At 70.7% G+C, this 11,434-nt stretch carries 10 protein-coding genes and 2 pseudogenes; 9 read left to right on the top strand and 3 right to left on the bottom strand.

Translation table 11 applies throughout. From position 1 onward, the window contains the following. Both ACTS11_RS14190 and ACTS11_RS14185 read left to right on the top strand, forming a co-directional pair. A pseudogene (locus ACTS11_RS14190) lies at nucleotides 1-220 on the top strand (cytochrome C peroxidase); the annotation flags it as partial. A 212-nt stretch (nucleotides 221-432) separates the two neighbouring features. Beyond that, nucleotides 433-597: a hypothetical protein gene (locus ACTS11_RS14185; protein ID WP_442640956.1), complete on the top strand. Its 165-nt coding sequence runs from the start codon at nucleotides 433-435 to the stop codon at nucleotides 595-597. Between the two features lie 81 nt (nucleotides 598-678). Here ACTS11_RS14185 and ndk read toward each other — a convergent pair whose 3' ends face one another. After that, nucleotides 679-1,101: a nucleoside-diphosphate kinase gene (gene ndk, locus ACTS11_RS14180; RefSeq protein ID WP_442640955.1), complete on the bottom strand. Its 423-nt coding sequence runs from the start codon at nucleotides 1,099-1,101 to the stop codon at nucleotides 679-681. Nucleotides 1,102-1,214: 113 nt separating this feature from the next. Between ndk and ACTS11_RS14175 the strand changes: the two genes are divergently transcribed. The 3 genes from ACTS11_RS14175 to ACTS11_RS14165 all read left to right on the top strand — a co-directional run bounded on the left by ACTS11_RS14175 (nucleotide 1,215) and on the right by ACTS11_RS14165 (nucleotide 4,429). After that, entirely contained in the window at nucleotides 1,215-3,056 is a 1,842-nt protein-coding gene (locus ACTS11_RS14175) for an ABC-F family ATP-binding cassette domain-containing protein (RefSeq protein ID WP_442640954.1), read from the top strand. Nucleotides 3,057-3,187: 131 nt separating this feature from the next. Further along, the gene (locus ACTS11_RS14170; protein WP_442640953.1) at nucleotides 3,188-3,805 is read left to right on the top strand and encodes a MarC family protein; all 618 of its coding nucleotides are present in this window, start codon (nucleotides 3,188-3,190) and stop codon (nucleotides 3,803-3,805) included. A 42-nt stretch (nucleotides 3,806-3,847) separates the two neighbouring features. Next, complete coding sequence (locus tag ACTS11_RS14165; RefSeq protein WP_442640952.1) at nucleotides 3,848-4,429, top strand: retropepsin-like aspartic protease family protein; 582 nt, start codon at nucleotides 3,848-3,850, stop codon at nucleotides 4,427-4,429. On the opposite strand, the gene ACTS11_RS14160 is transcribed toward ACTS11_RS14165, so the two are convergent. Next, nucleotides 4,426-4,878, bottom strand: coding sequence for a DNA polymerase III subunit chi (locus ACTS11_RS14160; RefSeq protein WP_442640951.1), 453 nt, complete (start codon nucleotides 4,876-4,878; stop codon nucleotides 4,426-4,428). The genes ACTS11_RS14165 and ACTS11_RS14160 overlap by 4 nt on opposite strands. Before the next feature lie 7 nt (nucleotides 4,879-4,885). Next, nucleotides 4,886-6,352: a leucyl aminopeptidase gene (locus ACTS11_RS14155; RefSeq protein WP_442640950.1), complete on the bottom strand. Its 1,467-nt coding sequence runs from the start codon at nucleotides 6,350-6,352 to the stop codon at nucleotides 4,886-4,888. Nucleotides 6,353-6,626: 274 nt separating this feature from the next. Here ACTS11_RS14155 and lptF point away from each other — a divergent pair, with 274 nt between their 5' ends. The 4 genes and pseudogenes from lptF to ACTS11_RS14135 form a co-directional block, all read left to right on the top strand. Further along, complete coding sequence (lptF, locus tag ACTS11_RS14150; protein ID WP_442640949.1) at nucleotides 6,627-7,775, top strand: LPS export ABC transporter permease LptF; 1,149 nt, start codon at nucleotides 6,627-6,629, stop codon at nucleotides 7,773-7,775. Further along, nucleotides 7,772-8,866: an LPS export ABC transporter permease LptG gene (gene lptG, locus ACTS11_RS14145; RefSeq protein WP_442640948.1), complete on the top strand. Its 1,095-nt coding sequence runs from the start codon at nucleotides 7,772-7,774 to the stop codon at nucleotides 8,864-8,866. Before lptF ends, lptG begins: the two co-directional genes overlap by 4 nt. Continuing rightward, complete coding sequence (locus tag ACTS11_RS14140; RefSeq protein WP_442640947.1) at nucleotides 8,859-11,051, top strand: LPS-assembly protein LptD; 2,193 nt, start codon at nucleotides 8,859-8,861, stop codon at nucleotides 11,049-11,051. Before lptG ends, ACTS11_RS14140 begins: the two co-directional genes overlap by 8 nt. A gap of 48 nt (nucleotides 11,052-11,099) precedes the next feature. After that, nucleotides 11,100-11,434, top strand: a pseudogene (locus ACTS11_RS14135) (hypothetical protein); the annotation flags it as partial.

The raw sequence follows: 11,434 nt of genomic DNA, 5'->3' as shown, positions 1-11,434 counted from the left end.
CATCGAGCTGACGGCCCCCTACTTCCACTCGGGCGTCGTCTGGACGCTCGAGGAGGCCGTGGCCGTCATGGGCGTCTCGCAGCTCGGCGCCGACCTGATGGAGGCCGAGGTCGCCGACATCGCGGCCTTCCTGCGCACGCTGACCGGCGAGATCCCCGAGGTCGTCCACCCCGTCCTGCCGGTGAGCGAGCCCGACACGCCGCGGCCCGAGCCGATGTGAGGCTCGACGCACTCCACGATGCGGGGGCCGCCAGGAGACGGGCGGCCCTTTTTTGCAGGGTCAACGGGCGGAAGGATGCCGATCGGGCACGGCGTCGCTCACCTTCGCGGCATTCCCCGCTTTTCCCGCTTGACGGGAACACCGGCCTCGATCACTTGCCCGCGCAGCCCGCGACAGCGCGGGACATGCAGGCAGCGTATCGAGACAGGCAGATGACCACGAACACCCCCAACACCCAGCCGGGCGCCCAAGCGCCGTCGCAGCAACAGGCGGGCGGCGCGCAGGGCCAGCCGCAGCAGCAGGGCCAGCAGTCTGGCAGCCAGCAGCAGACCGGACAGACCCCTCGCCCGCGCTTCACCGACTGGGCCAGCATCTGAGCGGAGCCAACGGCCTCCGCCCAACGAAGAAGGGCCGCTCCGATGGGAGCGGCCCTTGTCGTTTCCGCGGTCAGATGCGGCTCAGCCGGTGATCTCCATGCCGGCGAAGAAGAACGCGATCTCCTCGGCCGCCGTCTCGGGGGCGTCCGAACCGTGGACCGAGTTCTCGCCCTTGGACAGCGCGAAGTCCTTGCGGATCGTGCCCTCGGCCGCCTCGGCGGGATCGGTCGCGCCCATCACCTCGCGGTACTTCGCGATGGCGTTCTCGCCCTCGAGCACCTGCACGACGACGGGCTCGGACGTCATGAACTCGACGAGCTCGCCGAAGAAGGGACGCGCGCGGTGCACGCCGTAGAAATGCTCCGCCTGCGCGCGGGTCATGTGGATGCGCTTCTGCGCGACGATGCGCAGGCCCGCGGCCTCGATCTTGGCGTTGATCGCGCCGGTGAGGTTCCGCTTCGTGGCGTCGGGCTTGATGATCGAGAAGGTGCGTTGAACGGCCATGATTTGCTCCGTGGGAAATGCTTCGGCGCGCGCTTAGCATGGCCCTCACGCGTTGAAAACCCGCCCCCGGAAGCATCGTTGACACTTCGCCCCCGCGCCTTCACATCACGCCCATGCTGAAGATCGAGGACATCTCCTATTCCGTCGCCGGGCGCCCTCTGCTGGAGGAGGCGAGCGCCACGATCCCGGCCGGGCACAAGGTGGGCATCGTGGGCCGGAACGGGGCGGGCAAGACCACGCTCTTCCGGCTGATCCGGGGCGAGCTGACGCTCGACGGGGGCGCGATCACCCTGCCCTCGCGCGCGCGGATCGGCGGCGTCTCGCAGGAGGTGCCGGGCTCGGAGGTCTCGCTGCTGGACACGGTGCTCGAGGCCGACGTGGAACGCGCGGCGCTGATGGCGGAGGTCAGCCACGATCCCGCCCGCATCGCCGAGATCCAGACCCGCCTCGCCGATATCGACGCCTGGTCGGCCGAGGCACGCGCCTCGGCGATCCTGAAGGGCCTGGGGTTCACCGACGCCGAGCAGCGGATGCCCTGCTCCGCCTTCTCGGGCGGCTGGCGGATGCGCGTGGCGCTCGCCGGCGTCCTCTTCGCGCAGCCCGACCTGCTGCTCCTCGACGAGCCGACGAACTACCTCGACCTCGAGGGCGCGCTGTGGCTGGAGAGCTACCTCCAGAAATACCCGCACACCGTCCTCATCATCAGCCACGACCGCGGCCTCCTGAACCGCGCGGTCGGGCACATCCTGCACCTCGAGGGGCGCAAGCTGACGCTCTACGCGGGCGGCTACGACACTTTCGCCCGCACCCGCGCCGAGACGCGCGCCGTGCAGGCCGCCGCCGCCAAGAAACAGGAGGCGCAGCGCGCCCATCTCCAGGCCTTCGTGGACCGCTTCAAGGCCAAGGCGTCCAAGGCCCGGCAGGCGCAGAGCCGCGTGAAGATGCTGGAGAAGATGACGCCGATCCGGATGCCCGAGGACGCGGCCCGCACCGTCTTCGGCTTTCCCGAGCCGGAGGAGCTGTCGCCGCCCATCGTGAACCTCGAGGAGGCGGCCGTCGGCTATGGCGGGCGGGCGGTCCTCAGCCGCCTGTCGCTGCGTATCGACCAGGACGACCGGATCGCGCTTCTCGGCCGGAACGGCGAGGGGAAATCCACGCTTTCCAAGCTTCTGGCGGGCAAACTTCAACCGATGGAGGGGCGCGTGACCGCCTCCTCCAGGCTCCGCGTCGGCTATTTCGCGCAGCACCAGGTGGACGAGCTGCACCTCGACGAGACGCCGCTCCAGCACATCCGCCGCGAACGGCCCGAGGAGGCGCCGCCCAAGCTGCGCGCGCGGCTCGCGGGCTTCGGGCTGATGGCGGACCAGGCCGAGACGGTGGTGGCCAAGCTCTCCGGCGGGCAGAAGGCGCGGCTGTCGCTGCTGCTCGCCACGCTCGACGCGCCGCACATGCTGATCCTCGACGAGCCGACGAACCACCTCGACATCGAGAGCCGCGAGGCCCTGGTGGAGGCGTTGACCGCCTATTCCGGCGCCGTCGTGCTGGTCAGCCACGACATGCATCTTCTCAGCCTCGTCGCGGATCGGCTGTGGCTGGTGAAGGATGGCCGCGTGGCGCCTTACGAGGACGACCTCGAAAGCTACCGCGCACTGCTCCTCAAAGGTGAGGAAAGGCCCGCAAAGGCCCAGAAACCAGAGAAGAAGCGCGCCTCGCCCGAGCGGATCAAGGAACTTCGCTCCGAGGTGCGGCAGGCCGAGGCGCGCGTCGCCAAGATCGAGGAGATGCGCGAGAAGCTGGCGAAGAAGCTCGCCGATCCCGAGCTCTACGAGCCCGAGCGCGCGGGCGACCTCGGCGTCTGGCAGCGCAAGTATGCCGAGGTCATGGACGGCCTCGACCGGGCCGAGGCGCTCTGGGTCGCGGCGGCGGAAAAGCTCGAGGCCGCGGAGGCCGGCTGACCTGCGGACGCCCCGCCGGGAACGGCGACGCGCATCGCCGCAAGCCGTGGTCGTCCTCGCCGCGTGTTCCGCACCGGCAAAACTCGTCTGCATCTGGCGCCTGCCCGCCCCAGCCCATAGGCTCCGCGACCATGGACCTCGCCCTCTACATCCCGGCCTTCGTCACGCTCTTCGTGATCATCGACCCGATAGGGCTCGCGCCGCTGTTCGTGGCGCTGACGCAGGGCATGACGGCGCGCCAGCGGCGCAAGGTGGCGGTGCGGGCCTGTCTCGTGGCGCTCGGTCTGCTGACGCTCTTCGGGGTCGCGGGCGAGGCCGTGCTGAACTTCCTCGGCATCTCCATGCCCGCCTTCCGCATCGCGGGCGGCGTCCTCCTGTTCCTGACCGCGCTCGACATGCTGTTCGAGCGGCGGGCGCAACGGCGGCAGGGGCAGGCCGACAGCGCCCACCCGGAGGACCCGTCGGTCTTCCCGCTCGCCATCCCGCTGATCGCGGGGCCTGGCGCCATCGCCTCGATGATCCTGCTGACGGGACAGGAAGGGGGCGAGGCGCTGCACGTCCTCGCGGTTCACGTGGTGATGCTCCTCGTGCTCCTCGTCGTGTTCCTGTTCTTCATGCTCGCCGCCCCGCTCGAGCGGCTGCTGGGCCCGACAGGGATCAACGTGGTGACGCGGCTTCTGGGGATGCTGCTTGCCGCGCTTTCGGTTCAGTTCGTCATCGACGGACTGCGCGATCTGCAGGTGATCTGAGCGCAAGCCGCCCTATATGAGGGACAGCGTGGGAGATCATCCTTGACCGGCGAACAGATCGGCAGCCTCGTCTACCTTGTCCTGCTGGTCACGGCGATCGCGGGATGGCTGGTCGCGTCGCAGCGCCGGAACCTCGGGCGCATGGCGCAATACGCCGCGGTCTGGAGCTTCATCTTCATCGGGGCGATCGTCGCCGTGGGCCTCTGGACGGACATCCGCAACACCGTCGCGCCGCGCCAGTCGGTGATGATGGAGGGCGCGCGGATCGAGGTGCCGCAGCATGTCGACGGGCACTACTACCTCACGCTCGAGGTCAACGGCACGCCGATCCGCTTCGTGGTGGACACGGGCGCGACCGACCTCGTCCTCAGCCGCGAGGATGCGCGCCGCGCCGGGATCGACCCCGACGCCCTGGTCTTCTCGGGCCGCGCGCTCACCGCCAACGGCACCGTCGACACCGCGCCCGTGACGCTCGGGACGGTCGCGCTCGGCCCCGCCGCCGACACGGACGTGCGTGCCGTGGTGAACGGGACCGACATGGAGGACAGCCTCCTCGGCATGGCCTACCTGCAACGCTTCGACCGGCTGGAGATCTCCGGCGGGCGGCTGGTGCTGGAGCGTTAGCCGCTCTCGCGCTCCATCGCCCAGCGGCCCGAGGCCTCGGACCAGTATTTCGCGGGCACCTTCGCCCCGGTCAGCGTCCGCCACTGGGCGCGCGCCGTCTCCATCGCGCCGGGGTCGTGGCCGTCGAAGAGGATCATGACGCGCGCGAGGCGCGCCGCCTCCTCCACGGCGACTTCGGCCCCCTCGACCGAGACGAGGCAGTCGGGCGCGTTCACCGGCATCCCCGTGGTGAGGAGCACGGGTTGGTCCGCGTCGTGCGGCCCCCCGGCGCGGCCATGCGGCAGGAAGCCCTCGCCGAGCCAGAGCTGTTCGTCCAGCCGCTCGAGCGCCGCGTCGGTGCGCCCGCGCACGGCGACGCGCCAGGGCCGGGCGAGGCATTTCTCCAGCAGGACGCGCAGCGTGCCCTCGAGCGTCGAGCGCGTCAGGTGGTAGAAATAGACCTCGCCCATGCGCGGCTCAGCCCTCGTAATTGTCCCGCACCAGCCGGTCGAGCGAGAGGACGCCCCAGCCCGTCGCCCCCTTGGGCGCCAGCGCTGTATCGGACTTCACGCTCGCCACGCCCGCGATGTCGAGGTGGATCCAGGGCATCCCCTCCTTCACGAAGCGCCCGAGGAACTGCGCCGCGGTGATCGAGCCGCCCTCGCGGCCGCCGACGTTCTTCATGTCGGCGATGCGGCTCTTGAGCTTGTCATCGTAGGCCTGGCCCATCGGCATCCGCCACGCGCCCTCGCCCTCGGACTTCGCGGCCTTAAGGAAGGCGTCGCAGAAGGCGTCGTCGTTCGAGAAGACGCCCGCGTTCTCGTGGCCGAGGCTGATGATGATGGCGCCCGTCAGCGTGGCGAGGTCGATCATGCCCGAGGGGTTGAAGCGGTCCTGCGCGTACCACATCACGTCGCAGAGGACGAGGCGCCCCTCGGCGTCGGTGTTGATGACCTCGACGGTGTCGCCCTTCATCGAGCGGACCACGTCGCCGGGGCGCTGCGCGCGCCCGTCGGGCATGTTCTCGACGAGGCCGACGAGGCCCACGACGTTCGCCTTCGCCTTGCGGCCCGCGATGGCCATCATGGCGCCCGCGACGGTGCCCGCGCCGCCCATGTCCATGGTCATGTCCTCCATGCCGCCCGCGGGCTTGATGGAGATGCCGCCGGTGTCGAAGACGACGCCCTTGCCGATGAGCGCCAGCGGCGCCTCGTCGCCGCCGCCCTTCCACTGCATGACGACGACCTTGGACGGGCTCTCCGAGCCCTGCCCCACGGCCAGCAGCGTGCGCATCCCGAGCTTCTCGAGCTCGTCCTCCTCCAGCACCTCGACGTCGATCCCGAGCGCGGTCAGGCCCTTCAGCCGCTCGGCGAACTCGGTCGTGGTCAGCACGTTCGAGGGCTCGTTCACCAGGTCGCGGGTGAAGAAGACGCCATCCGCGACGGGCGACAGCGCCGCCCAGGCCGCGCGCGCCTCCTCGGGCTTGGCGACCAGGATCGTCGCGTCCTCGGCGGGCGTCTTCTCGCCGGTCTTGTGGTCGGCGAAGTCGTAGGCGCGGAGCGCGAGGCCGAGGCCCAGTTCGGCCACCCGCGCCGTCGCGCCCGCGCAGACCGTCAGCCCGCCCTTGCCGCGCGCCCGGGACAGCGACGCGCCCGCCTTGCGCGCCTCCTCGACCGAGGGGCGGCGCGAGAGCTTGCAGACGAGCAGCGCTTCGGCCGCGAGACCCGCGGGAAAGGCCATCGTCAGGACGTCGCCCGCCTTGGCCTTGGCGAAACCCTCGCCCTCGACGAGCCGCCCGAGCGCGCCCCTCGTCAGGCGGCTCAGCCGCCGTCCGGCGGGGTCGAGCTTGCCCTCGGGCGGCACGATCACCGCGAGCTTGCCGGCAAGCCCGGCGAGGGCGTCGAGGTCGGTTTCGTCGAAGCTGAGCGTGATGGGCTTGGTCATCGCGTGGGTCCTGTCGGGGTCTCTGGGCGGTTCGGGTGCGGGCGCGCGCGGCGCGGTCAGGCCGCGCAGCGTGTCCCGGTCGCCGCGACCTTAGGACGGCGGAACCGGATTGGCCAGATCGCCCTCTCCCATGCCGCGCGATTGCACTAGGATCGACATGCAGACGTCCGCACCGGAGCGGGACGCAGCATGTGGGGGTCTGCGGGCTGGCCCCGCGGCCCCGTGACCGGGGCGAAACGCCACGCGAGGCCAAGGACGGGGCGGGACACGGGGCTTGGGACGGTTCGACCGCTATATCCTCACGCAGCTGACGGTCCTGTTCGGGTTCTTCAGCCTGGTGCTGATCTCGGTCTACTGGATCGAGGCGGCGGTCGACCTGTTCGATTCGCTCATCGCCGACGGCCAGAACCTGAGCGTCTTCCTCGAGTTCACCGCGCTCGCGCTGCCGCAGATCATGCTCCTCGTGCTGCCGATCGCGGCCTTCGTAGCGACGCTCTACATCTTCAACCGGATGATCGGCGAGAGCGAGCTGGTCGTGATGCAGACCGCGGGCCTCTCGGCGTGGCGGCTGCTGCGGCCCGTCCTCGTCTTCGGCCTTCTGGTGGGCGGGCTGACGGGCACGCTCGCCAACGTGCTGGCGCCCGCCGCGCGCAGCCAGTTCATCGACCGCTCCGCCGAGGTGCAGGAGGACCTGACCGGCCGCTTCCTGCGCGCGGGCGAGTTCATCCACCCGACCGCGGGCCTGACCGTCTACATCCGCGAGATCACCGAGCTCGGCGAGTTCCGCGACCTGTTCCTCCAGGACCGCTCGCAGCCGGACGTTGAGACGACCTACACGGCGACGACCGCGCTGCTCGTGCGCTCGCCCGCCGGGCCGCGGCTGGTGATGTTCGACGGCATGGCGCAGTCGCTCGACCGCGAGACCGGGCGCCTCTCGACCGTGACCTTCGCGGATTTCACCTACGACGTCGCCGCCCTCATCGCCGAGGGGCGCGCACGCGGCTACGACGTGCGCGAACTGCCCACCGCGCTCCTCGTGCGCGCGGACGCCGGGACGGCGGAGGCGATGGGCCTGCCGCTCGCGCGGATGCTCTTCGAGGGGCACGACCGGATCGCGCGGATGCTCTTCGCGATCTTCCCGCCGCTGATCGGGGCGGCCTGCCTGATGCTGGGGCATTTCTCGCGCTTCGGGGTCTGGCGGCAGATCCTGCTGGCGGTCGTCCTCGTCGTCCCGCTCCAGGTGATCTGGAACGCCTCCGAGGCCACGGCCCGGGCAGACGCGGAGCTCTGGTATCTCGCCTATGCGCAGCCCGCCGCGGCGGCGGCGATCACGCTGGCGCTCGGCCTTCTCGCGGGATCGCGGCGCAGGCTCCTGACCGGCTACGGACGGCGCCCGCGCGGGTCGCCGGAGGTGCCGGCATGATCCTGCACCGCTACATCGCGCTGCGCTTCCTGCGCGCCCTCGGCATCGTGATCGCCGTCTTCGTCGGCATCCTCCTGCCCATCGACATCGCCGAGCAGATGCGCCGGATCGGCGGCGACCAGGGCCTCGGCGCGGTGGTGGAGCTGTCGCTCCTGAACCTGCCGCGGGCGCTCTATGCCTGGCTGCCGCTCTTCGTGATGCTGGCGACGCTGGTGCTGTTCCTGGGGCTCGCGCGCAGTTCCGAGCTCGTCGTCGTGCGCGCGGCGGGGCGTTCGGCGCTGCGCTCGGCGGCCTCGCCGGTCCTCGTGGCCTTCGGGATCGGCGTCCTCGCGCTCCTGATCCTGAACCCGATCGTGGCGGCGACGGCGCGCGAGTATCAGATGACCGTCGCCCGCTACCAGGGCGCCGAGAGCCGCACCGTCTCGGTCAGCGCCGAGGGGCTGTGGCTCAGGCAGGGAACGCTGTCCGAGCAGACGGTGATCCATGCCGAGGGCACCAATTCCGACGGCACGCACCTGTTCGACGCGAACTTCTTCACCTTCGACGAGAACGGCCTCCTGACCGAGCGGATCAGCGCAAGCGAGGCCCGGCTCGAGAACGGGGCCTGGGCGCTGCGGGACGTGAAGGCCTGGCCCTTCGCGGGCGTCGCCAACGCCGAGGCCGAGGCCGTGTTCCACGACACGCTTGTCCTGCCCTCGACGCTGACGGCCGAGCAGATCCGCGACAGCTTCGGGCGGCCCTACACGGTGCCGATCTACGAGCTTCCGGGCTTCATCGCGCAGCTCAACGCGGCGGGCTTCGCGGCCGTCCAGCACCGAATCTGGCTGCAGATGCAGCTCTCCAATCCGCTGATGCTGTCGGCGATGGTCCTGATCGGCGCGGGCTTCACCATGCGGCCCACGCGCTTCGGCAAGACCGGAATCATGGTGCTTGCGGCAATTCTTCTCGGATTCGGGGTGTATTTCGTCCGCGATTTCGCGGAAGTTCTCGGGGAAAGCGGGCAGTTGCCCGCCGCCCTCGTCGCGTGGGCGCCGCCGGTGGCGGCGATCCTGCTCGCCGTGGGCATCGTGCTGCATACGGAAGATGGGTAGACGGAAGGGCAGAACTGGCGGCGCGCGGCGGGTTTCCGCAGCAGCGCTCATCGCGGGGCTCGCATGGCTTGCCCCCGCCCCGACGGGTCTTGCCCAGGGCCTGCCCGCCACGCTCATCGCCGACGACATCAGCTTCGAGCAGGGCAGCGAGACGATCACCGCGCGCGGCGGCGTCGAGATCTTCTACGAGGGCGCGCGCCTCCGGGCGCAGTCGATCACCTACAGCGGCGCGGGCGACCGGGTCACGGTGGAGGGGCCGCTGACCCTGATCGACCCGTCCGGCGCCTCTGTGATCGTGGCCGACTTCGCCGACCTCTCGGCCGATCTCCGGAACGGCGTCCTGCAATCCGCCCGCCTCGTCCTCGACCGGCAGCTCCAGATCGCGGCGACGCAGATCGACCGCGTCGACGGCCGCTATTCGCAGGCCTACCAGGCCGTCGCCTCCTCCTGCGAGGTCTGCGCCGACAATCCCGTGCCATTGTGGGAGATCCGGGCCCGCCGGATCATCCATGACGAGGTGGAGCAGCAGATCTACTTCGAGGGCGCGCAGTTCCGCGTCATGGGCGTGCCGGTGATCTGGCTGCCGCAGATGCGCCTGCCCGATCCCACGCTCGAGCGCGCGACGGGCTTCCTCGCGCCCTCGTTCCGGGCGACCGACACCACCGGCACGCAGATCCGGGTGCCCTACTTCATCCGCCTCGGCGACCACGCCGACCTGACCGTGACGCCCTGGATCGGGCTCGGCGACAGCCAGACCTTCGAGCTGCGCTACCGCCAGGCCTTCCGCAACGGGCGGATCGAGGCGCTCGGCTCGGTCACGGCGGACGACCTGACCGAGGACGACATCCGCGGGCATCTCTTCGCCAGGGGCGCCTTCGACGTGGGCCGCGACCTCGATCTCACCTTCCGGTTCGAGACGGTGACGGACGACGGCTATCTCACGACCTACGGCTTTCCCGACCCCGACATCCTCGAGAGCAACATCCGCATCGGACGGACCGAGGCGGACACCCATTTCGACCTCGGGGCGACCTATCTCACCTCGCTGCGCGCCAACGACGACAACGACACGTTGCCGACCCGCATGGCGGACGGGCGCTTCGTGCACCGCTTCGAGCCGGCCTTCCTCGGCGGGATTGGCGAGCTGCGCTTCGACGCGCTCGCCTATCAGCGGCGCTCGGGCGTGCCGGGGGTGGACGCCAGCGGCAACCAGACCGCGACGGACGCGGCGCGGATCTCGGCGGTGCTCGACTGGCGCCGGACCGAGGTGCTGCCGGGCGGCCTCCTCCTCACCTTCGAGACGGCGCTCGCGGGCGATGTCCACGCCGCGCGGCAGGACACCGTCGGCGCCTTCAACGACACCGAGGCGCGCCTCACGCCGCAGGGCGCGATCGAGCTGCGCTATCCCCTCCAGCGGACGACCGCGACGGGGGTGAGCCACCTTCTCGAGCCGGTGGTCCATGTCGCCTGGTCGCAGACCTACGGCGAGGACGTGCGGGTGGAGGACAACCGGATCGTCGAGTTCGACGAGGCGAACCTCTTCGCGCTCGACCGCTTCCCCGGCTCCGACCGCCGCGAGGAGGGCGCGCGCGCCGCCTTCGGCATCGGCTACACGCGGATCGACCCGCTCGGCTGGTCGGCGGGACTGGCCGCCGGGATCATCGTGCGCGCCGACGACCTCAACCAGTTCACGCCGGGCTCGGGCCTCGACGGGCGGGTGTCGGACTGGCTGGTGGCGGCGCATTTCACGCTCGGCGATGACCTGCGCATCGTGAACCGCGCCCTCTTCGACCAGCAGTTCGACTTCACCTCGAACGAGCTCGCGCTGGCCTGGCGCGGCGAGGACCACCGGCTCGACACGACCTATACCTTCCTCGAGGCGGACGTGGCGGAGGGGCGGCCGGTGGACATCGCGGAATGGACGCTCGACGCGGGCTACCGTTTCGACAGCGACTGGACCGCGGGCGTCAACTGGCGCTACGACTTCGCCGAGTCCGAGCCGACGCGCGCGGGCCTCAGCCTCGGCTACGAGACGGAGTGCGTCGACATGGAATTCACCGTCTCCCGCCGCTACACCACCTCCACGAGCCTCGAGCCCGCGACGGAGTTCGGCGTGACGGTCGGCCTCAACGGCTTCGGCGCGACCCGCGAGGGGCGCAGCCGGTCGCGCACATGCCGGAACTGACGCCGCGCGGCGCTTGCACCTTGCACGAGACCCGAGGATAAGGGCCCCATGACGACACGCCTCTCGCTCCTCCCGACCCTGGCCGCCGCGGCCTGCCTCGGCCTCGCCGCCGCGCTGCCCGTCGCGCCCGCCCTCGCGCAGAGCCCCTTCGCCGTGGCCGCGCGGGTCAACAACGACATCGTGACGAACTACGAGATCCAGCAGCGTCGGCTGTTCCTGTCGCTCCTGAACGCGCCGGGCGACGTTCTCGCCGCCGTGCCCGAGACGCTGGTGAACGAGCGGCTCCAGAACCAGGCGGCCGAGCGCCTCGGCGCGCCCGGCGAATTCCGCGAGGCCCGCCTCGATGGCGTCCGGCCCCGCCGCCACGCCGAGGCGCTCGGCCG

It is taken from the genome of Roseicyclus sp., assembly GCF_052168335.1.
Taxonomy (GTDB): Bacteria; Pseudomonadota; Alphaproteobacteria; order Rhodobacterales; family Rhodobacteraceae; genus Roseibacterium.
The sequence above is the reverse complement of the archived record's forward strand: the minus strand, read 5'-3'. Positions and strand labels throughout refer to the sequence as shown.